We start from the raw sequence: 26,463 nt of genomic DNA on the forward strand, positions 1-26,463 counted from the left end.
TGGTCGGTCAGCAGTCTAACCGCCGCGGCCGGGACGCCTCCGGCGCGCCGTGAAGCGGAACCCGGCACCCCGTAACAGTGACCCCGGGGCCCGCCGCTCGTTGGGCAGGCCATGACCAAGCGCAACCGATTCCTGGCCGGCCTCGCGCTCTCCGGAGCGGCCCTCGCCACCACCCTCGGCGCGGCCCCCGCCCACGCCGCCGACACCGAGGCCATGGCCCTCGACCAGGTCGCCGACATCGGCCAGCCCGGCGGCCTGTTCGGCACCGTCGCCTTCACCGCCACCGGGCTGCTCACCGGCGTCGAACCCAAGATGCCGGACCCGCACGCGATCGTGGACGAGGCGAAGAAGCAGAAGGCGGAACAGGACGCCGCCGGCAAGAAGTAGCAAGTCCGAGCGCACCGACCGGGGCGCGGGGAGACGGGCGCGTGCCCGAGCCTCCCCGCGCCCCTCGGTGCGCTCGGGCGCGGTCCGGCCGTTAGTCGTCGACCTCGGCCACGCCGGTGATGCGGTGGAGGGCGAAGGTGCGGACCTCGTCGGCGAGGTGGTCGTAGGCGGTGACGAACCCGCCCTCGACCTTGACCGGGTCGATGACGCGCTGGGAGGAGAGGCCTTCCGCGTTGATGTAGCCGATCCACATGCGTTCGCCGAGCAGGACGGCGGTCTGCAGGGCCGCCAGGGTGTCGGCGGAGGCGGTGCGGGGGACGGCCGCGCCCGCGGGGCCGGCGACCGGGTCCTTGCGGACGGCGGTGGCGGCGCGGTCGCCCGCGCGGATGGCGCGGACGGCGGCGGCGAGCAGCGCCCGGTCGGGGCGGGCCGGACCGTCCGGGACGGGGGTGGGGGCGGTGCGCGGCGGGGTGCGGCGGCTGTCGGGGCGGGTGATGACCACGTCGCCCTCGGCGGACTCCGCGGCGGGCGCGTAGCCCATGGTGCGCAGGACGGCGAGCAGGGTCTCGGGTCCGGCCTGCGCGGCGAGCACGGTGGGGGCGAGCAGCCGGAGCCGGAGCTCCGCGGCGCGCCGGTCGGCGAGGACCTCGCCGAGCAGCCGGGGGTCGTCGCAGCGCAGGTAGGAGGAGGCGGCGCCGACCCGGAGGATGCCGTGCCGGCGGGCGACGTCGTCGATCAGGTAGGCGAGCGGCTGCGGCACCGGCGTGCGGGAGTGCTGGGCGAGGAAGGTCTGCAGGTCGGCGGCGGTGCGTCCGGCGTCGAGGGCGCGGCGGACGGAGTCGGGCGTGAAGCGGTAGACGGTGGCGCCGCCCTTGGACTCGATGTCGGCGCAGAGGGCGAGGGCCTGGGCGAGCGGGGTGAGCAGCGGGCCGGGGGCGATCGCGGTGAGGTCGGGCTGCAGGATGACGTGGTCGAGGGGTGCGGGCAGCAGCGGCGCCAGGACGGGGGCCGGGTCGGCGCCGTCGAGCAGGGCGCGGGCGGGGCCGGCGAGTGCGCCGCGGCCGGTGACGCCGAGCAGTTCGGCCTCGTGCAGGGTCCAGCCGGTCAGCGTCTCGCGCAGGTCGTGGCCGTCCGGGCCGGTGGGGCCGCCGCGCAGCGGGCGGTGCCAGCGCAGGGCGGGGAGCAGGGCGTCGGCGGTGGCGGCGGTGCCGGGCGGGAGTTCGGCGAGCCGGGTGAGGGCGGCGCGGCGGACGGACGGGGCGAGGGTGCGGTCGAGTTCGGGGCCGAGGGCGGCGCGGGCCTTGCCCTTGCCGTCGGGGGTGCCGGCGAGCCGGCCGACCCGGGTGGCGGTGAGCCAGGTGCGGGCCAGCAGGGTCCAGCGTTCGGCGGTGTCCTGCTGCAGCCACTGGTCGTACCCGGGGGTGGGCGCCCAGACTTCGTCGGCCTCGCCGTCGGGGGCGAGCAGGCCCGCGGTGTAGGCGAGTTCGAGCCAGAACGCGGCGTCCGGCTCGGAGCTCTCCAGGAGCTGGGCGGCGCGCTTGAGGTCGCGGACGCCCAGGCCGCCGGCCCGCAGGGTGGGCGGCGGGGTGAGGCCCCAGGCTTCCAGCAGTTCCTCCACCGTGCGGACGGCGGCGGCGGCCTGTCCGGCGGCGGTGCGGTCGACCACGACGGGGTCCCGGTCGACGACGGGGGCGACCGCGGGCGGCGCGGCGTCGACGGTGCGGTGGGTGCGGCCGCCGCGCAGGTGCAGGGCGAGCTCGCGGGGGAGGACGACCGAGGTGGGGCTGGAGGGCAGCAGCAGGCCGCGGGCGAGCAGCCATTCGACGGGGCTGTGCGCGTCCGTGGCGACGACCTGGCGGGCGGCGTCCGGGACGGTGCCGGTCGGCGGGCCCCAGACCAGGCGTTCCAGCAGGCCGAGCGCGGCGGGCGGGGCCTGGTCGAGCAGGGCGCCGAGCCGCTTGCGGTCGCCGAGCAGCGCGGTCAGCGCGGCGACGGCGGTGACCGGGTCGGGGGTGGGCGGCAGTCCGGCGCCGGCCAGCAGTTGCTGGAGCCGGGCGGGCGACATGCCGACGGTGGCCTCGGCGAGGGTGGGGCCGAGCCCGGTGCGGCCGGGGTTGACGGCGCTCGGGGCGAGCGCCTCGCGCACGGCCAGGACCAGGCGCAGCGCGGAGTCGGGCCCCCAGACCAGGGCCTGTTCGCGCAGCCGGGCGAGCGCGGCGGGGAAGGCGGCGGTGACGGCGGCCCGGTCGACCGGGTCGGCGGCGGGGTGCGGCTTGACCCGGGCGGGCCCGGTGAGCAGATTGCGGACGACGGTGTCGGTGGCGCCCTCGGGGGCGGCGGCCAGCGCCTCGGCGACCTGCAGGGTGAACCGGTCGAGCCGTTCCAGGGCGCGCAGCACCGAGGCCCGGCTGGAGAGCCGGGCGGAGAGCTGGGTGAGGTCGGTCGGTACCGGGTTCAGCAGGTCCGGGCGGGCCGCGAGCAACGCGGAGACGGCCTCGTCGCCCCGGCCGCGGAGTTCCTCGGCCAGCGTGCGGGGGGCGTTTGCGCGGGTGGCGCGCGGCGCGCTCTGCGGTGCGGTCATCCGGTCCAGGTTAGTCAACACCCCCGGCCGGAGCCCAGAACAGCGGACGAACTCCGTGCGAACCGGCACCTCGACGGCGGTGTCGGGCTCTGCGGCGCGGTGCGCGGCCGGGGCGTGCCAGGGGTCGGACGGGGCTCGCTTCGAGCGGGTGCGGGTGGGTACCGTCTCGGCAGGTGGCGGGGTTCGTGGACGCGAGGGCGGGTGGCGGGGCGATGGCGGGCGGCTCGTGGTGGCGCGAGGGCGGGTCGGCGGACGGCGCGGACGGCGCGGAGAGCGTGTACCTGCCCGGGCAGGCGGCCCAGTCGCCGCCCGACGGGCCGGTGACGCCGCCCGTTCCGCCGCGGCCGTCGGCGCCGCCGCAGGTCGGGCCGGTGAAGGGGCCGCAGCCGTCCGGGCCGACGCCGGCCGAGGTGCACCGGGCGTTCGACTACGCGGAGGGCCACGGGCTCACCGACGTCACCGCGGTGTACCCGGGCTGGAGCGAGGTGGTCTTCGACCTGCAGCCGGAGCCGAAGGCCGCGCCCGCCCCGGAGCCGGTCCCCGATCCGGAGCCGGAACCGGAGCCCGAACCGGGGCAGCAGCGCCCCGGCCCGGGCCGCCGCGCGCTGAAGGCACTGCTCGGCCGGCCGCAGCAGGCGGCCGACGCGCCGGCGGCGGCCCCGGCGGCGGGCGGTTCGCGCAAGCCCGCGCCGTTGCTGCTGCTCGCGGCGGCGCTGCTGCTCGGCGGGGCGGCGACCGGCACGCTGCTGGTGATGCTGCTGGGCTGGGGCGTGGCGTACCTGTCCCACGGGTGGTCCGACCTGATGAAGAAGTTCGCCGTGCTGGGCATCCCGCTGGTCACGGTGACCGGCCTGACGGTCTGGAACTGGGGCCGGGAGAAGGGTCGTTGGGGCACCGCGCTGGCCCCGGGCAGCGACGCGGGCGCGGTCACCTGGGCGGACGCGCCGGGGGTGCTGCGGCTGGCGGCGGTGCTGTCGGCGGTGTTCGTCCTGGTGGTGACGCTGCGCCGGCGCAAGGCGCAGTGACGGCAGCGGAGCTGACGGAGAGTCAGTCGACCGCGAGGCGGGCCTCCAGGCCGGAGAGCAGGGCGTCGAGGCCGGCTTCCAGGGTGCGGTCGGGGGCGCCGGCATAGTCGGCGGCCTCGGGCTGTTCGAGGCGGGCGCGCAGCCGGGGGAAGCCGCGGGCGGTCTCGGCGGCGCGGGCCAGGGCGGCCGCGACGCGCTCCTTCGGATCCTCGCCGTCGCGGCCGAGGCGGCGCTCCAGCGAGGCGGTGGCGGCCGCGCCGAGAGCGCTGCCGAGGACGTAGGTGAAGACGGCGGCGGCCAGCAGGTCGGCGTCGGCGGGGGCGAAGCCGGCCTGCTCGTACAGGCCCAGGGTGTGGTCGTCGAACCGGGCCTTGCCGGGGCCGTGGAACAGGTAGGACCCGAAGGCCTGCACCAGCCAGGGGTGGCGGACGAACATGGCGTGCAGGTCGAGGGCGAGGGCGGCGGGCGGCCAGTGGCCGGGGGCGGCGTCGTGGGCGGGCAGCGGGATCTCCTGCCAGGCCAGGTCGGCGGCCGCGAGGACCAGTTCGTCCTTGTTCCTGACGTGCCAGTAGACGGCGGTGGCGGCGGCGCCCGGGCGCTTGCCGAGGCTGCGCATGTTGAGGCCTTCGAGACCGTCCTCGTCGAGGAGTTCGACGGCGGTGCGGACGATCTGTTCACGGGTCAGGGCGTCGCGTGCCATGGGGGGGCAGCCTAGGGGGCGGCGGAGTGCCTGCACAAAGTTCGATCGCCTGCCCGCGCTTGGTTCCAGCAGCGCCCGCCGGTCGCCCGACCGGCCCTTCTCCCTGCGTCGACCGTCGTACGGCCGGGGCCGGTTCAGGCTGCGCCGAGGACGTGCAGGAGCTCTGCGATCAGGAAGTGCGCGCCGGTGTAGCCGATGCCCTGGAACCACAGCTGGTCGTCGACCCGGAAGGCCCGGTGGGCGCGGACGGCGGCCAGCGCCTGCCAGGCCGGGGAGGCGAGGGCGGCGGTCAGCCCGTTGCGGTCGGGGTGGCCGTAGCCGCTGTACAGCAGCAGGTCGCCGTCCGCGCGCCCGAGCTGGTCGGCGGGGGTCTCGATGTCGAACCGGTCCGCGTTCTGCGCATCGGGCCGGGGCAGGCCCAGGTCGGCGAGGACGCTGCCGGGGAAGTTCTGCCGGGCGTACAGGCGGACGGCGGGGGAGCCCTCGACGAACCGGACCAGGCTGACCCGCTGCCCGGCGGCGCCCGCGTCGGCCAGCATCCGGACCGCCTGTTCGACGTGCCGGGCGTACGCGCCGACCACGGCGGCGGCCTGTTCGCCGCGGTCCAGCGCGATCGCGTGCAGCTGGAAGTTCTCCTTCCAGGGCGCGCCGGTGGTCGTGGTGACGACGGTCGGGGCCAGCGCGCGCAGGGCGTCCAGGTGGGCGGCGTCCCGGGTCAGGTTGGAGAGGATCAGCTGCGGTTTCACGGCGCGGATCGCCGACGCGTCGGGCGTCGCCCCGATGTCGCCGACCACGGCGACCCCGGCCAGCCGGGAGTCCGGCCAGTAGCCGGGCAGCGCGGCGTCCAGCGGGGCCTTGGCGGCGCCGACGGGCGTGATGCCGAGGGTCATCGCCGAGTCCAGCTCCGCGGTGTCCAGCGTCACCACCCGGGTCGCCCCGCCGGGCACGGTCACCGGCCCGGCCGCCGAGCCCACCGTGACGTCCGGCCGCGGGCTGGGGCTGAGGCTCGGGCTGGGACTCGGCGACCTCGTCGACCGGCCGGTGCCGTCCGCGGTCTCGGGTACCGGCGGCGCGGCGGGCAACTCGTGCGGGCCGCACCCGGCGAGCAGGACGGCGCCGAACCCGGAGAGGGCGGCCCGACGGGACAGCGGGGGTGGCACCTGGGACCTCCGACGGTGGGGCGGATGTCGGCAGTATGTCCGCAATGCGGCGTTTGACCCGGCTTTTCCGCGCCGGAGTCGCGCTGACTACGCTGGCCGCATGGCTCTCACCGTCGGTTTCGACCTCGACATGACCTTGCTCGACACCCGCCCCGGCATCAAGGCCGTCTACGACGTGCTCGCCGTCGAGACCGGCACCTGGATCGACTCCGAGCTGGTGGTGAGCCGGCTCGGGCCGCCGCTGGTCCAGGAGTTGGCGAACTGGTTCCCGGCCGAGCGGGTGGACGAACTGGCGGACCGGTTCCGCGCGCTGTACCCGGACCACGCGGTGCCGGCCACCCTCGAACTTCCGGGCGCGCTGGCCGCGGTGGCGGCGGTCCGGGCGGTCGGCGGCCGGGTGCTGGTGATCACCGGCAAGTGGGGGCCGAACGCCCGCCGCCACCTGGACCGGGTCGGGCTGGAGGTGGACGCGCTGGTCGGCGACCTGTGGGCGGAGACCAAGGGCGACGCGCTGCGCGAGCACGGCGCGGACGTCTACGTCGGCGACCACCTGGGCGACATCCGGGGCGCGCGGGCCGCCGAGGCGGTCGCGGTGGGCGTGGCCACCGGTCCGTACAGCGTCGAGGAACTGGCCGCGGCCGGGGCCGACGCGGTGCTGCGCGACCTCACCGAGTTCCCCGCCTGGCTGGCCGCCCACCTGGGCTGACGCGGCGTCAGCCGGTGGCGGCGGCCTCCCGCGCGGCGCGTCGGCGGCGGGACTGGGCGCGGGCGCCGGCCAGCAGGCCGACCAGCGACACCAGCAGGCCCAGCGGCATCAGCATGGACAGCCAGTACGCGGCGGAGGGGAAGCGCGCCAGGTCGAAGAAGTACGGCACGAAGGTGACCAGGGTGGCGAGCGTGCCGATGCCGAACACCACGCCGCCGACGCGGACCAGGGTGTCGCCGGAATCGCTGGACTGACGGCTCACTGTCGTTGCTCCTTCGCGCGGGCGGTCCGTCCGCCCCGGTCCCCCAGTCTCCCACCGCGCGGCCCCGCCGTTCGGCGGGGTCGGCGCGACGCGCGCTCCGACCGAATGCTCAGGATTCCCAGGAAACGCTCAGGCATGCTGATCATCGGAACGGATCGTCGGCGGAGCGAGGGCGTGCAGCGGGATGGGACTGACCAGTCACAAGGTGCTGGCGCTGTCGGCGCTGCTGTCGGTGCTCGCGGTGGCCGGCACGGTGTGGCTGTGGCCGCGGCTGGCCGGGCGCGGCGTCCGGCCGCTGCTGGGGCGGCTGGCCACCGTGCTGGGCACCCAGCTGGCGCTGCTGTGCACGCTCGGTCTGCTGGCCAACGGCTACTTCGCGTTCTACAGCAGCTGGGCCGACCTGCTGGGCACCGGTGACGACGGCCCGGTGACCATCCAGAACCAGCTGCTCGACCGCCCGGCGGGCGTCCAGCACCTGTCCGCCGAGAACGTCCGCGACACCGGCGCGCTGGGCCGCGACCCGGCGCAGGTCGGCAGGCTGGAGAAGGTCCGGCTGCCCGGCGCGGCCACCGGCCTGTCCACCGAGGGCTACGTGTACCTGCCGCCGCAGTACTTCCAGGAGGCGTACCGCGGCAAGCGCTTCCCGGCGGCGATCGCCATCACCGGCTTCCCCGGCGACGCCAGGAACCTGATCACCAAGCTGAACTACCCGTCGGTGCAGCTGAAACTGGCGAACGAGGGCAGGGCCCGGCCGACCGTGCTGGTGCTGATGCGGCCCTCCCCGGCGATGCCGCGCGACACCGAGTGCGAGGACGTGCCCGGCGGCCCGCAGGCCGACCGGTACTTCAGCGCCGACGTGCCCGCCGCGCTGCGCGCCTCCTACCGGGTCGCGGACGGACCGGGCAGCCTCGGCGTGATCGGCAACTCCACGGGCGGGTACTGCGCGCTGAAACTGGCGATGCGTCACCCCGAGGTGTTCTCCGCCGCGGTGTCGCTGTCCGGCTACTACCGGGCGGCCGAGGACCCGACCACCGGCGACCTGTTCGGCGGCGACCAGCAGCGCCGCGACCAGGCCGACCTGGGCTGGCGGCTGGCCCACCTGCCGGCCCCGCGGACGGCGCTGCTGGTCGGCGGCACCCGGGAGGGCGACGGCGACTACCGGGCCGAGACCGAGCGGTTCACGGCGGCCGCGAAGGGCACCGCGACCAAGGTCTCCTCGATCACCCTGGAGCACGGCGGGCACAACTTCTCCACCTGGTCCCGGATGCTCCCGGCCTCGCTCGGCTGGCTCGGCGAGCACCTCGCCGACCCCTCCTGACCGGCGGCGCGTCACAGCCCGCAACTCCGTGCGCGCAAGGAGTTTCGACTCTCACCGCCCCCGGGTATGCAGCCATCGCGCGGGCGGACCGGCTGTCCGCTCCCGAATCCCTTGGCAGTTCCGGTGAACGCTGAGGGATCATGGCTCCACTGAGCGAAACCGGCCGTCCGCAGTCAGTGGCCGGCCCGCCCACCCGTCCGCGGCCCGAGGGGGCCGCTCGTACCCGATACCGAGGACTTTTCGAGATGCCCACCGGCCAGGTCAAGTGGTTCAACGAGACGAAGGGCTACGGCTTCCTGTCGCGCGACGACGGCGGCGAGGTCTTCGTCCACACCAAGGCGCTGCCCGCGGGCGTCACCACGCTCCGGCCGGGGCAGCGCGTCGAGTTCGGCATCGCCGCGGGGCACCGCGGCGACCAGGCGATGACCGTGACCCTGCTGGACGCGCTGCCGTCGGTGGCCGTCAACCAGCGCAAGAGCGCGGACGACATGGCCCCGATCGTCCAGGACCTGATCACCAAGCTGGACAGCGTCCTGCCCGGCCTGCAGCGCGGCCGCTACCCGAGCAAGCCGGAGGCCCAGAAGATCGCCATGGTGCTGCGCGCCATCGCCGACCAGTTCGACGTCTGAGCGGCCGTCAGACGAACGCCAGCGCACCCGGGTCGACGGCGGGGACGAGTCCCTGTTCGGCGGCCCGGGTGAGCAGGCCGCGCACCGCGCCGTAGCCCTCCTCGCCGAGGTCCGCGGTGAACTCGTTGACGTACAGCCCGATGTGCTGCTCGGCGACGGCCGGGTCCATCTCCTGGGCGTGCGCCAGCACGTACTCCCGGGAGGCCCCCGGGTCGTCCCAGGCCAGCCGGACCGACGCCCGCACGGTGTCGGCGAGTTCGCGCAGCCGCTCGGCGCCCAGCGAGCGCCGGGCCACGATCGCGCCCAGCGGGATCGGCAGCCCGGTGGCCGCCTCCCAGGCCTCGCCCATGTCGGCCAGGCAGTGCAGCCCGTAGCCCCGGTACGTGAACCGGGCCTCGTGGATCACCAGTCCGGCGTCCACCCGGCCGTCCCGCACCGCCGGCATGATCTCGTGGAACGGCAGCACCACGATCTCGCCGAACCCGCCCGGCACCGCCTGTGCCGCCCACAGCCGGAACAGCAGGTACGCGGTCGAGCGCTCGCTCGGCACCGCCACCCGCCGCCCGGCAAGCTCCGCCGGGTCCACCGGACCGGCGGTCAGCACCAGCGGCCCGCAGCCGCGGCCGAGCGCCCCGCCGCACGGCAGCAGCGCGTACTCGTCCAGCACCCACGGCAGCTGCCCGTACGAGATCTTCAGGACGTCCAGCTCGCCGCGCTCGGCCAGCCCGTTGGTGACGTCGATGTCGGCGAACCGCACCTCGGGGGCGTCCGCGCCCGGCACCAGGCCGTGCGCCCAGGCGTGGAAGACGAAGGTGTCGTTCGGGCAGGGCGAGTACGCGACAGTGAGCGGCTCGGCCATCTCAGACCTCCTGGAGCAGACGTGGCACCGGCAGCGCCGCGAAGGCCCGTTCCAGGGCCGCCAGCGCCTCGCCGATCCGCCAGGCCGCGCGGTCGCGCGGTCCGACGGCGTTGGACACGGCCCGCAGCTCACCGGCCGCGAGCCCGAAGCGGGCGGCCGCCTCGGCCACCCCGAAACCCTCCATCGCCTCGGCCAGCGCCCGCGGGTGACGCCTCCTCAGCAGCTCGGCACGCTCCGCCGAGCCGGTCACCGTGGACACCGTCAGCACCTCGCCGACGGTCCCTCCGGTGGCCCCGGCCAGGGTCTTCAGCAGCGCCGGCGGCACCGGGTGGCGCACCGTGCCGAAGCCCAGCTCGGCGACGTCCGCGAACCCGTCCGGCGTCTCCGCGCCCAGGTCGGCTGCCACCAGGGCGTCCGCCACCACCAGCGAGCCGATCGGCGCGGCCGGGGCGAAGCCGCCCGCGATGCCCGCCGACAGCACCAGCCGGAACCGGCCGCCGGCCAGTGCCGCCGCCGTCCCGGCCGCCGCGGCGGCCGGCCCGACGCCCGCCGCCAGCACCTCGACCGAGGGCGCGCCGCCCAGGCCGCGCAGCACCGCCTCGGCCTCCGCGGGCACGGCCACGACGACGAGCAGCCCGGCGGCGCCGGACTGCTCGTGGCGGAGCTCAGCGGTCATCGACCGGAGGTCAGCTGGTCTTGTTGTTCAGGTCGAAGAACCAGACCGCGTAGTACTCCTCGGTCTTCGGGTCCTGCGCGACCACGGTCACCGAGGTCAGGTCGCCGCTCTTCATCACGGTGCTGGCCTGCACCGTGCCCGAGAAGGTCGTCCCGGTGAGGTTGTTGGCGATGGTGGCCCGGTTGCTGGTGCCGCCGTCGGTCAGCGCGAACCAGCCCTTGTCGGCCATGTCCTTGGACACCCCGACGCCGATCCGGTCGCTGGCGCGCACGTCGATGCGGGGGATCTGGCCGGTCTTCTTGTCGGTGGCCGCCTGGCCGTCCTCGACGCACTTGTTGAGCGTCGCCTCGTCGAGCGGCTTGCCGTCGTTGTAGCAGAACGGCGGGGTGGTGACCGAGGTCGTGCCGACCACCAGGGTCGCCTCGTTCTTGGCCGGCGCGCCCTTGTCGACCGCCCAGTAGATGCCGTAGCCGGCAAGACCGGCGCCGACGACGGCGGCTGCTGCGAGGCCGGAGATGACACGGGTGCTGAGGCTCATGCGCAAGAGGCTACTAGCCTTCCGCGATCACACGACGCCGGGGTGCTCGAATCGCCCGGGGTTTACGCCACGCGCGGGCGTGCCGCCGACCTGCGCGGACCGACCCGCAGCAGCGAACGGAACGTCAACAGCAGCATCACCGCCGTCACCACCGCCGCCACCGTCAGACCCAGCACCGCGTTCAGCGGCAGCGAGATGCCCACCACCCCGCCCGCCACCCAGCTCAGCTGCAGCACCGTCTCGGACCGCGCGAACGCCGAGGTCCGCACCGCCTCCGGCACGTCCCGCTGGATCAGCGCGTCCAGCGCCAGCTTGCCCAGCGACGCCGCCATCCCGGAGGTGGCCGCCACCACCGTCACCGTCGCCACCCCGTACCAGAGCGCCGCCGCGCCCGCCGCCACCGTCGCCAGCGCCAGCACCGCCGTCACCGTCACCTCCGGGGTCCGGGTGCGCAGCCACGAACCCAGCACCGATCCCAGCGCGTTGCCCAGGCCCGCCGCCGCCGCGACCACGCCCAGCGCCGCCGTCTCCGGCAGCCCGCCGATCGGGTCCTTGCGGATCAGGAACGCCAGGAACATCACCAGGAACCCGACCAGCCAGCGCAGCGCCGACACCCCGCGCAGCGCCATGACCACCGACGGCCCGACCGCCCGCAGCACCCCCTTCGGCCGCGGCTCGTGCGGCTCGGCGTGCAGCTCCGCCCGCTGCTCGCCCTTCGCCGAGTCCACCTTGTGCGGCAGGTGGAACGCCATCAGGGTGCCGATCACGAACACCACGAACGCCCCGCGCAACGGCCACCCCGGCCCGAGCAGGTGCAGCAGCCCGCCCACCCCGCCCGCCACCAGCGTCGCCAGCAGACCCGCCAGCGTCACCCGCGAGTTCGCCTTCACCAGGGACAGCTGCGGCGGCAGCAGCCGCGGCACCACCACGCTGCGCACCACCCCGTAGGCCTTCGACGCGACCAGCACGCCCAGCGCCTCCGGATACAGCTCCAGGCCGCCGGTGGTCACCGACCCCGCCATCACCCAGGCCAGCGCCGCCCGGGCCAGCATCGACATCGCCACCGCGGTCCGGCGGCCGTGCGGCAGCCGGTCCAGCAGCGGCCCGATCACCGGGGCCAGCACCGCGAACGGCGCCATCGTGATCAGCAGGTAGAGCGCCACCCGGCCGCGCGCCTCGCCGGTCGGCACCGAGAAGAAGATGGTCGACGCCAGCGCCACCGTGATCAGCATGTCGCCGAACGAGTTCAGCGCGTGCAGCTCGATCAGCTTCGCCAGGCCCGACTCGCCTGCGCCCTCCGCGGAGGTCGCCCGCCGGATCCGCCGACCCGTCCCGTGCACCACCCGCCCCGTGCGCACCCCGGCGGCCGACGCGCCGCGCGCCCACCGGTTGCGGTGTTTCACCGTCGGCGCGTCCGCGTCGTCCTGACGCTCCGTCGGGCGTGCCTGGTCCGCCTCCGGCGCACCGGGGGCACCGGGATGCTGCCGCGACACGGCAGACGGCTCCGACCGGCTCTCGGCCTGCCCGGGGCGCAGTCCGTGCTGCGGCGGGTTCTCCTCCGCCACAATCCCATCCTGCCCGAGAAACGCACGCCGTACGAGTGATTGCCGAACCGACGGCGCGCCCCCGCCCGTGGCCCCGGACTGTGCTCCACCGTCGACCGGCGGGTAGCCTGCACTACGCGCGTGCCCGGCCTGCGCAGGGGGTGGCCGACCGGGGCGGCGCGGCCCGGCCGCGGAGCGGCCCCGGGTCTAGCAGAATGGATCGGCCCCGCTCGCGCGGCGGTCGTTCCGGAGACGTGGCAGCAACATCCGGTGCGAGCCCGCCCGACGGGTTGCCTCGGGACCGCAGGATGACAGGACTGGGAGAGAACCGACGCCGTGAGTGCTGCGATGCGAAGCCGTACCCCTGACCGGCTCTGTGCAGAGGCGGTCGACCTCGCCCGCCAGGCAGTCGTGGACAGCGTCGGAGAGGCCGCGGTCGGCCCCCACGTGAAGGCGAGCGCGGACGCCGAGCGCGTCGTCACCCACACCTTCGAGTGCCTCGACCCCGCGTACCGCGGCTGGCACTGGGCGGTCACCGTGGCCCGCGCCCCCCGCGCCAAGAACGTCACGCTCGACGAGGTGGCCCTGCTGCCCGGCCCCGGCTCGGTGCTCGCGCCCCAGTGGGTCCCGTGGAGCGAGCGCCTGCGGCCGGGCGACCTCGGCCCCGGCGACCTGCTCCCCACCGGCGCCGACGACCTGCGCCTGGAGCCCGGCTGGACCGGCGAGGACGAGCCCGCCCCCAACTCGGTGCTCGCCGAGGCCGCCGAGGAAGAGCTCGTGGTCACCGACCCCGGGATCCAGCCGCCGCCGGCCCGCGCCGAGATCGGCTCGGTCGCCGAGGAGCTCGGACTCGGCCGCCAGCGCGTGCTCTCCCGGATCGGCCTGCACCAGGCCGCCGAACGCTGGGAGACCGCGTACGGCCCGCAGACGCCGATGGCCCAGTCCGCACCGGCCTCCTGCTCCACCTGCGGCTTCCTGGTCCCGATCGGCGGCTCGCTCGGCCAGGCGTTCGGCGTCTGCGGCAACGAGTTCGGCCCCGCCGACGGCCAGGTCGTCTCCCTCGCCTACGGCTGCGGCGCCCACTCCGAGGCCGCCGTGCTCCCGGCCCCGCCCGTCCCCAGCGAACTGATCCTCGACGAGACCGTCGTCGAACCCCTCCACATCCACGCCGACCGCACCTCCGGGTCGGTCGAGCCCGACGCCCCCACCGAGGAGCTCGGCCACTCCTGAGCGCGGACCGCGCCCCGCCCGGGCGTCCGCCCCGCGTCCGCGCGCCCTGGCAGAATGCCGACTCGTACGCAGACCACGCGAAGGGCGGCTCGGCACGTGGAGTCTCGGATCATCGGCAGCGCGGCGTCCCCCGAGGAGTCGGACGTCTTCGACACGGCCCGGCTGCGGCGCACCGTGCTGGAGGCGTGGACGGCGGCGCCCGCCCGGTTCCGGGAGGACGCGAACGCCGAGGAGGAGCTCGCGCTCGGCGGGTACCGGGACCGGCTGATCGTCGAGCTCGCGCAGAACGCCGCGGACGCGGCGGCCCGTGCCGGGGTGACGGGCCGGCTGCGACTGACCCTGCGGGACGGGGTGCTGGCGGCCGCGAACACCGGGGCCCCGCTGGACGCGGCCGCGGTGGAGTCGCTGTCCACGCTCCGGGCCTCCGCCAAGCGGGCGGACGAGCGGCCGGTGGTGGGCCGTTTCGGCGTCGGGTTCGCGGCGGTGCTCGCGGTCAGCGACGAGCCCGCGGTGCTCAGCCACACCGGCGGGGTGCGCTGGTCGCTCGCCGAGGCCCGCGCGCAGGTGGCCGGGATCCCGGAGCTGGGCGAGGAACTGACCCGCCGTGAGGGCCACGTCCCGGTGCTGCGGGTGCCGTTCGCGGCCGAGGGCAGCGCCCCGGAGGGCTACGACACGGTGGTGGTGCTGCCGCTGCGGGACGCCGCGGCCGCGGACCTGACCCGCCGTCTGCTCGCCGAGATCGACGACGCGCTGCTGCTGACCCTGCCGGGCCTGGCCGAGGTGGTCGTGGAGAGCGCCGAGGGCGCCCGCACCCTCACCCGCACCGACAACCCGCCGCGCCCCGAGCAGCTGCCGACCGTGACCGTCACCGACGGGGAGCTGAGCACCACCTGGCAGACCGTCAGCGCGTCCGGGACGGCCGCCGCCGAGCTGCTGGCGGACCGGACCACCGAGGAGCGCGCCCGGCCGTACTGGTCGCTGACCTGGGCGGTCCCGGTCGGCGAGCAAGGGCACCCGCAGCGGCCGCGCACCGCCGCCGTGGTGCACGCGCCGACGCCCAGCGACGAGCCGATGGGCGTGCCCGCGCTGCTGATCGCCTCCTACCCGCTGGACCCGACCCGCCGGCACGTCGCGCCGGGCCCGCTGACCGACTTCCTGACCGAGCGGGCCGCCGACGCGTACGCCGACCTGCTGCGCGCCCGCGGCGCGGACGCGCACTCGCTGGGCCTGGTGCCGGGGCCGCTCGGGCAGGGCGCGCTCGACAACGCGCTGCGCACGGCGATCCTGGAGCGCCTGCCCGCGACCCCGTTCCTGCCGCACCCGCGCGGCACCGAGGAGGGCACGCCGGCGCTGCGCCCGCGCGACGCGGTGCTGCTGGAGGGCGCGGACCACTCGGTGGTGGAGGCGCTCGCCCCGATCTTCCCCGGCCTGCTCCCGGCGGGCCTGGAGCGCCGGACCGAGCTGCGCACGCTGGGCGTGCGGCGCGTTCCGCTGGCCGAGATCGTCGACCAGCTCGGCGGCCTGGAGCGGGACCCGGCCTGGTGGCGCGGCCTGTACGCGGCGCTGGCCGGCGCCGACCCGGAGGCGCTCGGCGCGCTGCCCGTGCCGCTCGCCGACGGCCGCACCGTGACCGGCCCGCGCCGGGTCCTGCTGCCCTCCGACCCGGCCGACTGGGCCGGCTACGAGGGCTACCCGGAGGCGCTGGCCGAGGCCCTGGACCTGCTCGACCTGCGGCTGGCCCACCCCGACGCCGCCCACCCGCTGCTGGCCAAGCTCGGCGCCGCCACCGCCACCCCCGCGGGCGTGCTGGACACGCCCGAGGTGCGGGCCGCCGTGGCCCGTTCGCTGGAGCTCGGCGAGGACGACTTCGACGCCGCCGTGGACCTCGCCGACGCGGTGCTCGCCCTGGTCAAGGCCGCCGCGCCGGCCCCCGGAGAGCACCCGTGGCTGGCCCGGCTGGCCCTGCCCGACGACGAGGGCGAACTCGCCCGCGCGGGTGAACTGCTGCTCCCCGAAAGCCCGTTGGCCCACCTGGCTGGCGAGGACGACGCCGCGTTCGTGGACGAGGACCTGCTGGAGCGCTGGGGCCCCGAGGTGCTGGCCGCGGCCGGCGCGCTCACCACCTTCACCCTGGTCCGCGCCGAGGACGTGGTGCTCGACCCGGACGACCTGGAGCGCCTCGACCCGACCGTCCCCGCCGACCGCGCCGCGGGCGGCACCCCGACCGGCCTGATCGACGAGGCCCCCGACGGCCTGGCCGACTGGTGCGAGGACGCCCTCGAATCCCTGCACGCCGACGACGCCGCCGAGTTGGGCGTCCCGCCGGTCGCCGCCGAGCTGCTGGCCGTCCGCGACCTCGACCTGGTCGCCGACGACGCCTGGCCCGAGGCACTGGCCCTGCTGTCCCGGCCGCCCTACCGGGACGCGGTGGTGACGCCGGTGCGCACCCTGCTGCCCGACGGCACCTACACCGACCTGCCCTCGTACACCGCCTGGTGGCTGCGCGACCACCCCGTACTGGACGGCCGCGAACCGGCCGGCCTGCGCGCGGCCGGGGCCGACCCGCTGCTGCGCGGCCTGTACGACGAGGCCCGCACCGGCCTCGACCCGCAGTTCCTGCACGCGCTCGGCGTCCGCACCACCCTGAACGCGCTGCTCGCCGAACCGCACGGCCCCGAGGAGCTGATCGACCGGCTGACGGACCCGCTCTCCGAGGTGACCCACCGCCAACTGCACGGCATCTACAGCCTGCTGGCCGCCCTCCCGGCCGATCGGGTGGAGCCCCTGGACGTGGTCCGGGCGTTGGCCCCGCTGGACGGCGAGAGCGGCCGCCGGGACGACCGCACCGTGATCGTCGACGCCTCCGCCGCGGTCGTCGCCGACGCCCCGGACCTGGTCGAACTCCTGCACGACCACCCGGTGCTGCCGGTCCACCCGGTGCTCGCCACCGCGCTCGCCGAGCGGCTGCACGTCTCGCTCGCCAGCGAGGTGGCCGGCGGCCGGGTGCTCTCCGAGGGCGCCTTGCACCGCACCCCCGCCGTGGTCCGCGAACTCCTCCCCGGCTGCCCCGCCGTCTACGAGGAGCACGAGGAACTCCTGGTGGTCGGCCCCGACGGCGAGGAGGCCCACGTCGACTGGCGCTGGGACACCGCCGCCACCGCCCCCGAACTGCCCTACGACCCGGAGGAGGCCGAAGCGGCCGACGAGGACGACGAGTTCGACGTCCCGCCGGTCCCGGGCCTGCTGCACGCGGCCACCCCCGAGGGCCTGGCCGCCGGCCTCGCCTGGTCCGTCAACCAGTGGCACCGCCGCTTCGAGATCCTGGCCGCGCTCGCCGAGCCCGACCGGGCCTACGAACTCCTGGCGGCCCGCGACTACGAGTGAGCGCCGGCGCCGTCCGGCGCGTCCGCGGGCTGCCGCTCGACGAACACCCGTGAGGTGATCTCCAGCAGGCAGCCCGCCCCGCAGGCGACCACCACACCCGTCAACGGGTCGCGCCAGCCCACCAGTTGGAGCTGGAAGAAGTCCGACAGCCAGGGCACCACCAGCACCAGCGCGAAGGCGCCGGACATCGCGCCGATCAGCAGCAGCCGCCACCAGGTGTACGGGCGGGCGACGATCGCCAGCACCCAGATCGCGCAGATGAACAGCGTCAGGGTGGCGACCGAGGTGTCCGCCTTCAGGGTGCTCTCCCGGTCGCCGCGGGCCAGCGCGTAGGCCAGGAAGGTGGCGGTGCCGCAGATCACCCCGCCCGGGACCGCCAGCCGCAGCACCCGCCGGACGAAGCCGGTCCTGGCCCGCTCGTTGTTCGGCGCGAGGGCGAGGAAGAACGCCGGGATGCCGATGGTCAGCGAGGAGAGCACCGTCGAGTGCCGCGGCAGGAACGGGTACGGCACCCGGGTGAACACCACCAGCAGCGCCAGCAGCACCGAGTACACGGTCTTCACCAGGAACAGCCCCGCCACCCGCTCGATGTTGCCGATCACCCGCCGGCCCTCGGCGACCACCGACGGCAGGGTGGCGAACCGGTCGTCGAGCAGCACGATCTGCGCGACCGCCCGGGTGGCGTCCGACCCGGTGCCCATCGCCACGCCGATGTCCGCGTCCTTCAGCGCCAGCACGTCGTTGACGCCGTCGCCGGTCATCGCCACCGTGTGGCCCCTGGACTGCAGCGCCCCGACCAGTGCCCGCTTCTGCTGCGGGGTGACCCGCCCGAACACGGCGGTCCGGTCGGCGGCCTCGGCCAGCTGCTCCGCGTCGGTCGGCAGGTTCCGGGCGTCGGTCGCGGTCTCCGCGCCCGGCAGGCCCAGGTGCGCGGCGACCGCGCCGACCGAGACGGCGCTGTCGCCGGAGATCACCTTGGCCCGGACGTCCTGCGAGCGGAAGTAGCGCAGGGTGTCCGCGGCGTCCTCGCGCAGCCGCTGCTGCAGCACCACCAGGGCGAGCGGCTCCAACTGCGCGGCCGGATCCGGATCGTCCAGCGACAGCGGACTGCGGCCCAGCAGCAGCACCCGCAGGCCCTTCGCGCCCAGCTCGTCCACCTCGGCGAGCGCCCCGTGCCCGGCCGGCAGCAGCACGTCCGGCGCGCCGAGCAGCCAGCTGCCCTCTTCGCCGCCCGGCTCCAGCAGCTGGACGCCGGACCACTTGCGGGCGGAGGAGAACGGGATCGCCTCCAGCACCCGCCAGCGGCCGTCCGGCGGCGGCCCGTACGCGTCGATCACCGCCCGCATGCTCGGGTTCGGACGGGTGTCGGCGGCGCCGATCGCGCCCAGCGCCTCGGCCAGGTACGCCTTGTCGCCGCGCGGCGCCCCGTCCCCGTCGGCCAGCGGGCGCAGGTCGACCAGGTCCATGCCGCCCTCGGTCAGGGTGCCGGTCTTGTCCAGGCAGACGGTGTCGACCCGGGCCAGGCCCTCGATCGCGGGCAGCTCCTGCACCAGGCACTGCTTGCGGCCCAGCCGGATCACGCCGATCGCGAAGGCCACCGAGGTGAGCAGCACCAGCCCCTCCGGGACCATCGGCACGATGCCGGCCACCATCCGGCGGACCGCCTCCTTCCAGTCGTTCCGCTCCACCGCGAGCTGACTGATGATCAGCCCCAGCGCGGTCGGGACCAGCAGGTAGGTGATGAACCGCAGGATCTGGTCGATGCCGGAGCGCAGCTCGGACTTGACCAGGGTGAACTTGCTGGCTTCCTCGGCCAGCCTGGCCGCGTACGCCTCCCGGCCGACCTTGGTGGCCGTGAACGCACCCGCCCCGGCCACCACGAAGGAACCGGACATCACCTGGTCGCCCGGCCGCTTGAGCACCGGGTCCGGCTCGCCGGTCAGCAGCGACTCGTCGATCTCCAGCCCGTCCGCCTCGGTGACGGCGCCGTCCACCACGACCTTGTCGCCGGTGCCGAGCAGCACGGTGTCGTCCAGCACGATCTCCGAGGTGCCGACCTGCGCGGCGGCCCCGTCCCGGCGCACCTGCGGGCGGGCCTCGCCAACCAGCGCGAGGCTGTCCAGGGTCTTCTTGGCGCGCATCTCCTGGACGATGCCGATCGCCGTGTTCGCGACGATGACCAGCCCGAACAGGCCGTCCTGGAGCGGGCCGACCACCAGGATGATGCCGAACATCACCCCGATGATCGCGTTGAACCGGGTGAACACGTTGGCCCGGACGATCTCCCGCACCGACCGGCTGGACCGCACCGGGACGTCGTTCACCTGCCCGCGCGCGACCCGCTCGGCGACCTCCGCCGCGCTCAGCCCGGGCTGGTACGCGCCGCCCGCGCCGGTCGGATGCGAACCGGGGCCGAGCTCGGGGCCGGGGGCAGCCGTGCCTTCCGCGGGGTGCGTCATGGCACCGACTCTAAGTGGGCGATTTGCCCGGTGCGCCCCACCTTGGTCCGATTCCGGCCGGACGGGTGGTCAGGAGCGGCTGACGGGGGCTCAGCCCTCGTCGGCGGCCTCGGCGCCCGCCGCCTCCGCGGCGCGGGCACGGCGGATCGCGGCCCGGCGGGCCGTGCAGTACTTCAGGCCGATCAGCCCGAGCAGGCCGCCGGACAGGCAGACCCACGGCCAGGTGCCGTGGCCGTGATCGGACAGCCGGCCCTGGAACGGCAGCAGCACCACGAAGCCGACGAACCACAGCACCGTGCCGGTGCCGACGATGGCGACGTCGTTCCCCTCGATGGCCGGGGGAGCGGGGCGCAGTGCGGTCTTGGGCATGGGACCTAGCGTACGGGGCGGGCCCGGCGGGCCGGGAGAGGCGGCCTGTCTTTCGGGTTCGATCGCACATGACCGTAATGGCCTTGTTCTACGCGCGAAGATGGCGCGTGCACGACCGGAATCGTCATACTGAAACTCCCCCCACCCTTGCCTCCCCCGGCCTCTCCTGATCGAGGACCCCCGACATGTCTCCGCAGGCCCAGTCGACCGCCGCGTCGCCCGAGCCCTCCCAGAGCGCGCCGCAGCCCCCGTCCGGCGCCCTGGACCGCTTCTTCAAGATCTCCGAGCGCGGCTCCTCGCTGCCCCGCGAGATCCGCGGTGGTGTCGCCACCTTCTTCACGATGGCGTACATCCTGGTGCTCAACCCGATCATCCTGGCCTCGGCCACGGACATGAACGGCACCCACCTCAACAGCGGTCAGCTGGTCACCGCGACCGCCCTCACCGCCGGACTCACCACCCTGCTGATGGGCGTCATCGGCAACGTCCCGATCGGCCTGGCCGCGGGCCTCGGCGTCAACACCATCGTGGCGCTCCAACTCGCCCCCCAGATGACCTGGCCCGACGCCATGGGCATGGTCGTGCTGGCCGGCTTCGCGATCATGCTGCTGGTCGCCACCGGCCTGCGCGAGCGGGTCATGAGCGCCGTCCCGCTCGGCCTGCGCAAGGCCATCGCCATCGGCATCGGCCTGTTCATCACCCTGGTCGGCCTGGTCGACTCCGGTTTCGTCACCCGCATCCCGGACGCCGCCCACACCACCGTCCCGCTGCAGCTCGGCCTCGGCGGCCACCTGCACGGCTGGCCCGTGCTGATCTTCATCCTCGGGCTGCTGCTCACCATGGCCCTGGTGGTCCGCAAGGTGCCCGGCGCGATCCTGATCTCCATCGCCGTGATGACCGGCATCGCCGTGCTCATCCAGCAGGCCGTCGGCCTGTCCGGCGAAGCCTGGGGCCTCACCGTCCCCACCTGGCCCGGCAACCCGGTCGCCGGCCCCGACTTCGGCCTGGTCGGCCACTTCAGCCTGTTCGGCGGCTTCTCCCACGTCAGCGTGCTGACCGGGATCCTGTTCGTCTTCACCGTGCTGATGAGCTGCTTCTTCGACGCGATGGGCACCATCCTCGGCGTCGCCGACGAGGCCCACCTGCTCGACGAGAAGGGCGACCTCCCCGGGATCAACAAGATCCTGATGGTCGACGGCATCGCCACCGCCGCGGGCGGTGCGACCTCCTCCTCCGCCAACACCTGCTTCGTCGAGTCCACCGCCGGCGTCGGCGAGGGCGCCCGCACCGGCTTCGCCTCGCTGGTCACCGGCGCGCTCTTCCTGCTCGCGCTCTTCCTCACCCCCCTCGCGACCATGGTCCCCGCCCAGGCCGCGACCCCCGCCCTGGTCACCGTCGGCTTCCTGATCCTGGCGAACTCCATCAAGGAGATCGACTGGTCCGACTACACCATCGCGATGCCGGCCTTCCTCACCATCGTGATGATGCCGTTCACCTACTCCATCACCAACGGCATCGGCTTCGGCTTCATCTCCTTCTGCGTCCTGCGCCTGGTCGCCGGCCGCGGCCGCACCGTCCCGATCGCGATGTACTGCGTGGCCGCCGTCTTCGCCTTCTACTACCTGATGCCGGCCCTCGGCCTGCTCTGACGCCGCACCGCGCCACGACGGCCCTCCCCCGCGCGCCGCGGGGGAGGGCCGTCGTGTCCGGCCCGAGACGGAGGCACTGCTCCGCGACGGCGCGCGCCCTGCCCCCCGGACGCGGAGAAAACGGGAGGTGGGGGAGGGGAGGGGCGGGTTAGCGTGGGCGGGTCCTCGGGCGGCTGTCTACCGCTCTTGTTCGTGGCGCGAGCAACGCGTCCGCAACCCAGGGAGTTGCTTCGGCATGGTGCGTGCCCTTGTCGGTGAGTTGGCGTCGGCGGTCGGTCGGACGGTGACGGTCAAGGGGTGGGTGAACACCCTGCGGCTGCAGAGCAAGGTGCAGTTCGTGGTGGTGCGGGACCACACGGGGATGGTGCAGGTGACGCACCGGCGCGGGGGCGAGGGGGATGCGCTGGGGGAGTTGCTGCGGGGCCTGACGGTGGAGTCGGCGGTGGTGGTGACCGGCCGGGTGGTGCTCAACCCGGTGGTGAAGCTGGGCGGGCTGGAGATCGTGCCGGAGCGGGTCGAGGTGGTGTCGGCGGCCGAACCGGGCCTGCCGATCGGCGCGGAGACGGGTCCCGAGCAGCGGCTGAACTGGCGGTTCCTGGACATTCGGCGGCCGGAGCGGCGGCTGGTGTTCGAGGTGCAGACCACGGTCGAGCAGGCGATGCGCGAGGTGGCGGCCGAGGAGGGCTGCACCGAACTGCACACGCCGAAACTGATGGGCACCGCCTCGGAGTCGGGCGCGGAGGTGTTCGAGGTCGGCTACTTCGACCGGACGGCGTACCTGGCGCAGTCGCCGCAGTTCTACAAGCAGATGGCGATCGCCGCCGGCATCGACCGGGTCTTCGAGATCGGTCCGGTGTTCCGCGCGGAGCCCTCCTTCACCTCCCGGCACGCCACCGAATTCACCGGTGTGGACGTCGAGTTGGCATGGACCGAGGACGTCGGCGAGGTGATGGCCTTCGAGGAGCGGATGCTGCGCCGGGTGCTGGAGCGGGTCGCGGAACGGCACGGCGAGCAGATCGAGCAGCACTGGAACACCCGGGTCACGGTGCCCGAACTGCCGTTCCCCCGGCTGACGATGGCCGAGGCGACGGAGAAGCTGCGGGACGCCGGCTGGGACCCGGAGGGTGCCAGGGAGGACCTGGACCCGGAGGGCGAACGGCTGTTGAGCGCCCTGGTGGCGCAGGAGACCGGGCACGAGTTCGTGTTCGTGACCCGGTTCCCGGCCTCGGTGCGCCCGTTCTACCACCGGAGGCCGGCCGACGACCCGGGCGTCACCGACTCCTTCGACCTGCTCTGGAAGGGCGTGGAGATCACCACCGGCGCGCAGCGCGAGCACCGGCACGCCCGACTGGTGGAGCAGGCGCGGGAGAAGGGCATGGACGCGAGCCCCGGGGGCCCGCTCGGCCGGTACCTGGACTGCTTCCGGTACGGGATGCCGCCGCACGGCGGGTTCGGCCTCGGGCTGGGCCGGGTGCTGATGCTGGCGCTCGGCCTGCCGTCGATCCGGGACGCGGTGTTCCTGTTCCGCGGCCCGAACCGGCTGGAGCCGTAAGGCGGTTCGGGCCGCGGGACGGCGTTCAGCCCCCGGTGCGGGCCGAGCCGGGCGGCCAGAGGACGTGCACGGGCAGCCCGGCCGCCCGGGCGGCGGCGACCATGTCGGCCGTCCCGCCCGGGCCGTTGCCCGGCCCGCCGTCCCAGACCGCGATCAACTCGTCCGCGAGGCGCAGCAGTTCCTCGTTGGCGGCGACGTAGGCGGCCGGGTCGAGCAGCGGCGCGGGCAGCACCAGCACCCGGTGCGCGGCTGCGCGCAGTCGCTCGAACGCGGCGCGTTCGGCCGCGGTGGCCTGCGGGTCCGGGTAGGCCGGGCCGGGCAGCACGGCGACCAGGCGGGCGCCGCGGGCCAGCACGGCGTCCGCGAAGAGCGTGTCGGCGCCGGGGGCGAGGCAGGAGACGCCCGTCAACTCGGCGGCGGGGCGGGCGGCGAGGAGGGCGTCCAGGGCGGCGCGGACGGCTCGGGCGGTGGCCGGGGTGAGGTCCAGGTGCCCGGTCACGGCGATCACGGGCATGGCGGTGCGTCCCCTCGGTCGTCGGTGCTGCGTCCCGGATCCTGCCAGGACGCCCGCGCGGCGGGCCGGAGTTGGCCGGGATCGGGCCGAAAAGCTCCGGGCCGGACCGGAGTTGTGATCGCGGCTGGTCACCGTCCGGCCGGATGCTGGACAGTGCCGGGCTGCCCGGCCGACAATCACGCTATGGCCGCTCAGGAGTTCAGCACCCAGCTCGCCCGCCCCTCGCAGGCCGAGCGGGACAGCGCGCTGGAGGTGCTGCGGGACGGGGTCGGCAGCGGCCGTCTCTCGCACGACACCTTCATCCGCCGGATGGAGCTGGTGCTGACCGCCCGCAGCCGCTCCGAACTGGCCGAGGTGGTCGGCGACCTGCACACCTACGGGCCGGTCTCCCGGCTGCTGCTGCGGACCGTGGCCAAGGTGTCGGCGCTGCAGGTGCGGCTGCGCCAGACCTGGCACGCCGAGCAGCTGACCAGGCTGCGCCTGCCGGAGCCCGCGGTGGCCCGGCTGCTGATCGGCCGGATGACTGGCGCCGACCTGCGGCTCGGCGACAGCACGGTGTCCCGCCGGCACGCCGAGCTGCGCTTCGAGGGCGGCGACTGGGTGCTGTACGACCTCGGCTCCAGCAACGGCACCTTCGTCAACGACCGCCGGGTGGCCGGCGGTACAGCGGTCCGCCCCGGTGACCGGCTGCGGTTCGGGCGGCTGGGCTTCCACCTCACCGCGGACTGAGCGCCGCCCGCCCGGCCGACCGGCGGAGTGATCGAAATCAATTTTCCTTAGCTTCGGTAATGACATAGGCTAAGGACATGCCCGAGATGTCCGAGGACGACCTGCTGGCGGTCAGCCAGCTGCGGTCGTCCGCGATGCGCCTGGCCCGACGGTTGAGACACCAACGGGTCGAGGAGTCGCTGAGCCCCACCGAGATGGGGGTGCTCGGCACGCTTGCCCGCTGCGGCAAGGCGACCCCCGGCGAGCTGGCCCGCAAGGAGCACGTCCAGCCGCCGTCCATGACCAGGATCATCGCGATGCTGGAGGAGAAGGGCCTGGTGCGGCGCGAGCCGCACCCGGAGGACCGCCGGCAGGTGGTGGTCAGCAGTACCGAGCAGGCCGAGGAGATCCTCAACGAGTCCCGCCGGCGGCGCAACGCCTGGCTGGCGGAACTCGCCGAGGGCCTCGACGAGGAGGAGTGGGAGCGGCTGAAGGCGGCCGCACCCGTGCTCTACAAGCTGGCCCACCTGTAGCCGGAACGTCCCGGGCAACCGAAGGAGAACCGCATCACCGCAGCACCCACCAGCGCCACACACCGCGCCGCGACCGTCCCCGGGACGGTCGCGTCGCGCCGAGGGGAGACCACCTTGACACCGCCGGCCGCCCGCGCCGCCGCGATCCGCACCGCGACCATCCGCACCGACTTCCGCACCGACCCCCGACGCATCACCCGCCCCGCCGGGTCGCGCGTCGACGAGCCGCTCACCGACGAGGCGGCCGCCACCGGGGAGGCCCCCGCCGGCGCCCCCGCCGCGCAGACCCAGGCGCCCGCACCCACGGGCCTGCCGGGCAGCGGCGACGACGACCCCGAGCATCCCACCGCGGCGGAGACCCCCGCCGCTTCGCCGGGCCGGTTCACCCGCCCGGGAGGGATGTTCTCGTCCCTGCGCATCCGCAACTACCGGTACTACTTCGCCGGCCAGGTGGTCTCCAACACCGGTACCTGGATGCAGCGCATCGCCCAGGACTGGCTGGTCCTCAGCCTCACCGGCAGCCCCTTCGCGGTCGGCATCACCACCGCCATGCAGTTCCTGCCGATGCTGCTGCTGGGCCTCTGGGGCGGCGTCCTCGCCGACCGGCTGCCCAAGCGCCGCCTGCTGATCGCCACCCAGGGCGCGATGGGCCTGCTCGCCGCGGGCCTCGCCCTGCTCACCATCACCGGCACCGTCACGCCCGTCCTGGTGTACCTGTTCGCGCTGCTGCTCGGCCTGGTCACGGTGGTCGACAACCCGACCCGGCAGGCGTTCGTCAGCGAGATGGTCCCGGCCAAGGACCTGGCCAACGCGGTCAGCCTGAACGCCGCCAACTTCCAGACCGCCCGCCTGGTCGGCCCCGCCGTCGCCGGCGCGCTGATCGCGGCGGTCGGCAGCGGCTGGGCGTTCGCCGTCAACGCGCTCTCCTTCGCCGCGGTCATCGGCGGCCTGCTCGCCATGCGCTGCAGCGAACTGCGCCCCGTCGAGCGGATCGCCCGGGAACGGGGCCAGCTCCGCGAGGGCCTGCGGTACGTCCGGGAACGCCCCGAACTGCTGTGGCCGATGGTGCTCGCCGGATTCATCGGCACCTTCGGGTTCAACTTCCCGACCCTGCTGTCCGGCTTCGCGCGCGACACCTTCCACGTCGGAGCCGGCGAGTACGGCCTGCTCAACACCGCGATGGCGGTCGGCTCGCTGACCGGCGCGCTGCTCGCCGCCCGGCGCGGCGCGCCCCGGCTGCGCCGCCTGGTCGCCGCCGCGTGCGCATTCGGCGCGCTGGAGGTGCTGGCCGCGTTCGCGCCCGGCTACTGGACCTTCGCGCTGCTGCTGACCCTGATCGGCGTGTTCGGACTGACCTTCAACACCTCGGTCAACGCCGCGCTGCAGTTGGGCACCGACCCCGAGATGCGCGGCCGCGTGATGGGCCTGCTGGTGCTGGTCTTCACCGGCGGCACCCCGATCGGCGCCCCGCTGGTCGGCTGGATCACCGCCCAGTACGGCCCGCGGCTCGGCCTGCTCGCCTGCGGTCTGGTCTCCGCCGCGGCGGCGGGCACCGTCGCCCTGGTGCTCGGCCGGATCAGCGGCCTGCGGGTCCGTCTCGACCTGCACCCGGTGCGGGCGCGCGGACGGGTGTTCTCGGTGGTGCAGAAGGACGACCTGGCGCCCGCCTGCTGAGCCACC

The 26,463-nt window shown here is 75.0% G+C and carries 23 protein-coding genes; 12 read left to right on the top strand and 11 right to left on the bottom strand.

Features of this window, described 5'->3' with window-relative positions; genetic code table 11:
* Positions 1–111 precede the first annotated feature (111 nt).
* Positions 112–387, top strand: coding sequence for a hypothetical protein (locus tag BX266_RS19905; protein ID WP_099901684.1), 276 nt, complete (start codon positions 112–114; stop codon positions 385–387).
* 91 nt (positions 388–478) lie between these two features.
* On the opposite strand, the gene BX266_RS19910 is transcribed toward BX266_RS19905, so the two are convergent.
* Positions 479–2,968 (bottom strand): helicase C-terminal domain-containing protein, encoded by a 2,490-nt coding sequence (locus BX266_RS19910; RefSeq protein ID WP_099901687.1) that lies wholly within the window; start codon positions 2,966–2,968, stop codon positions 479–481.
* Positions 2,969–3,141: 173 nt separating this feature from the next.
* On the opposite strand from BX266_RS19910, the gene BX266_RS19915 reads away from it, so the two are divergent.
* Positions 3,142–3,993 (top strand): hypothetical protein, encoded by an 852-nt coding sequence (locus BX266_RS19915; RefSeq protein ID WP_143686967.1) that lies wholly within the window; start codon positions 3,142–3,144, stop codon positions 3,991–3,993.
* Between the two features lie 22 nt (positions 3,994–4,015).
* Here BX266_RS19915 and BX266_RS19920 read toward each other — a convergent pair whose 3' ends face one another.
* Both BX266_RS19920 and BX266_RS19925 read right to left on the bottom strand, forming a co-directional pair.
* Positions 4,016–4,693, bottom strand: coding sequence for a TetR/AcrR family transcriptional regulator (locus tag BX266_RS19920; protein ID WP_099901690.1), 678 nt, complete (start codon positions 4,691–4,693; stop codon positions 4,016–4,018).
* A gap of 134 nt (positions 4,694–4,827) precedes the next feature.
* Entirely contained in the window at positions 4,828–5,853 is a 1,026-nt protein-coding gene (locus BX266_RS19925) for an ABC transporter substrate-binding protein (RefSeq protein ID WP_099901692.1), read from the bottom strand.
* A gap of 100 nt (positions 5,854–5,953) precedes the next feature.
* Here BX266_RS19925 and BX266_RS19930 point away from each other — a divergent pair, with 100 nt between their 5' ends.
* A complete protein-coding gene (locus BX266_RS19930; protein ID WP_099901694.1) occupies positions 5,954–6,559 on the top strand; it encodes an HAD family hydrolase in 606 nt (201 codons plus the stop codon).
* Positions 6,560–6,566: 7 nt separating this feature from the next.
* Here BX266_RS19930 and BX266_RS19935 read toward each other — a convergent pair whose 3' ends face one another.
* A complete protein-coding gene (locus BX266_RS19935) occupies positions 6,567–6,821 on the bottom strand; it encodes a hypothetical protein (protein WP_099901695.1) in 255 nt (84 codons plus the stop codon).
* A 184-nt stretch (positions 6,822–7,005) separates the two neighbouring features.
* Here BX266_RS19935 and BX266_RS19940 point away from each other — a divergent pair, with 184 nt between their 5' ends.
* On the top strand, positions 7,006–8,139 hold the full coding sequence (locus BX266_RS19940; RefSeq protein ID WP_099901697.1) for an esterase family protein: 1,134 nt from the start codon (positions 7,006–7,008) through the stop codon (positions 8,137–8,139).
* Positions 8,140–8,384: 245 nt separating this feature from the next.
* Complete coding sequence (locus tag BX266_RS19945; protein WP_099901699.1) at positions 8,385–8,768, top strand: cold-shock protein; 384 nt, start codon at positions 8,385–8,387, stop codon at positions 8,766–8,768.
* A 7-nt stretch (positions 8,769–8,775) separates the two neighbouring features.
* On the opposite strand, the gene BX266_RS19950 is transcribed toward BX266_RS19945, so the two are convergent.
* The 4 genes from BX266_RS19950 to BX266_RS19965 form a co-directional block, all read right to left on the bottom strand.
* Positions 8,776–9,627, bottom strand: coding sequence for a 1,4-dihydroxy-6-naphthoate synthase (locus BX266_RS19950; protein WP_099901701.1), 852 nt, complete (start codon positions 9,625–9,627; stop codon positions 8,776–8,778).
* Between the two features lies 1 nt (position 9,628).
* Positions 9,629–10,303: a futalosine hydrolase gene (locus BX266_RS19955; RefSeq protein ID WP_099901703.1), complete on the bottom strand. Its 675-nt coding sequence runs from the start codon at positions 10,301–10,303 to the stop codon at positions 9,629–9,631.
* Between the two features lie 10 nt (positions 10,304–10,313).
* Positions 10,314–10,841, bottom strand: coding sequence for a DUF2771 family protein (locus BX266_RS19960; RefSeq protein WP_099901705.1), 528 nt, complete (start codon positions 10,839–10,841; stop codon positions 10,314–10,316).
* Positions 10,842–10,903: 62 nt separating this feature from the next.
* Complete coding sequence (locus BX266_RS19965; protein ID WP_399170028.1) at positions 10,904–12,244, bottom strand: MFS transporter; 1,341 nt, start codon at positions 12,242–12,244, stop codon at positions 10,904–10,906.
* A gap of 489 nt (positions 12,245–12,733) precedes the next feature.
* On the opposite strand from BX266_RS19965, the gene BX266_RS19970 reads away from it, so the two are divergent.
* Positions 12,734–13,615: a DUF3027 domain-containing protein gene (locus tag BX266_RS19970; RefSeq protein ID WP_099901706.1), complete on the top strand. Its 882-nt coding sequence runs from the start codon at positions 12,734–12,736 to the stop codon at positions 13,613–13,615.
* A 96-nt stretch (positions 13,616–13,711) separates the two neighbouring features.
* Positions 13,712–16,999: a sacsin N-terminal ATP-binding-like domain-containing protein gene (locus tag BX266_RS19975; protein WP_099901708.1), complete on the top strand. Its 3,288-nt coding sequence runs from the start codon at positions 13,712–13,714 to the stop codon at positions 16,997–16,999.
* Here BX266_RS19975 and BX266_RS19980 read toward each other — a convergent pair.
* Both BX266_RS19980 and BX266_RS19985 read right to left on the bottom strand, forming a co-directional pair.
* Positions 16,990–19,458: a cation-translocating P-type ATPase gene (locus tag BX266_RS19980; RefSeq protein WP_099901710.1), complete on the bottom strand. Its 2,469-nt coding sequence runs from the start codon at positions 19,456–19,458 to the stop codon at positions 16,990–16,992. The genes BX266_RS19975 and BX266_RS19980 overlap by 10 nt on opposite strands.
* A 90-nt stretch (positions 19,459–19,548) precedes the next feature.
* Positions 19,549–19,827 carry a DUF2530 domain-containing protein gene (locus BX266_RS19985; protein WP_099901711.1) on the bottom strand — a complete coding sequence of 93 codons (279 nt, stop codon included), beginning with the start codon at positions 19,825–19,827 and terminating at the stop codon, positions 19,549–19,551.
* A gap of 185 nt (positions 19,828–20,012) precedes the next feature.
* Between BX266_RS19985 and BX266_RS19990 the strand changes: the two genes are divergently transcribed.
* Complete coding sequence (locus tag BX266_RS19990; RefSeq protein WP_099901713.1) at positions 20,013–21,476, top strand: NCS2 family permease; 1,464 nt, start codon at positions 20,013–20,015, stop codon at positions 21,474–21,476.
* Positions 21,477–21,711: 235 nt separating this feature from the next.
* Positions 21,712–23,028 (top strand): aspartate--tRNA(Asn) ligase, encoded by a 1,317-nt coding sequence (gene aspS / locus BX266_RS19995; RefSeq protein WP_099901715.1) that lies wholly within the window; start codon positions 21,712–21,714, stop codon positions 23,026–23,028.
* 25 nt (positions 23,029–23,053) lie between these two features.
* On the opposite strand, the gene BX266_RS20000 is transcribed toward aspS, so the two are convergent.
* Complete coding sequence (locus tag BX266_RS20000) at positions 23,054–23,542, bottom strand: hypothetical protein (RefSeq protein WP_099901717.1); 489 nt, start codon at positions 23,540–23,542, stop codon at positions 23,054–23,056.
* Positions 23,543–23,725: 183 nt separating this feature from the next.
* Between BX266_RS20000 and BX266_RS20005 the strand changes: the two genes are divergently transcribed.
* From BX266_RS20005 to BX266_RS20015, 3 genes are all read left to right on the top strand, one after another.
* Entirely contained in the window at positions 23,726–24,271 is a 546-nt protein-coding gene (locus BX266_RS20005; protein ID WP_099901719.1) for a DUF1707 and FHA domain-containing protein, read from the top strand.
* Between the two features lie 77 nt (positions 24,272–24,348).
* Complete coding sequence (locus tag BX266_RS20010) at positions 24,349–24,783, top strand: MarR family winged helix-turn-helix transcriptional regulator (RefSeq protein ID WP_099901721.1); 435 nt, start codon at positions 24,349–24,351, stop codon at positions 24,781–24,783.
* Between the two features lie 114 nt (positions 24,784–24,897).
* On the top strand, positions 24,898–26,457 hold the full coding sequence (locus BX266_RS20015) for an MFS transporter (protein ID WP_099901722.1): 1,560 nt from the start codon (positions 24,898–24,900) through the stop codon (positions 26,455–26,457).
* Positions 26,458–26,463: the final 6 nt, after the last annotated feature.

This window comes from Streptomyces sp. TLI_171 (genome assembly GCF_003610255.1).
Classification (GTDB): Bacteria; Actinomycetota; Actinomycetes; order Streptomycetales; family Streptomycetaceae; genus Kitasatospora.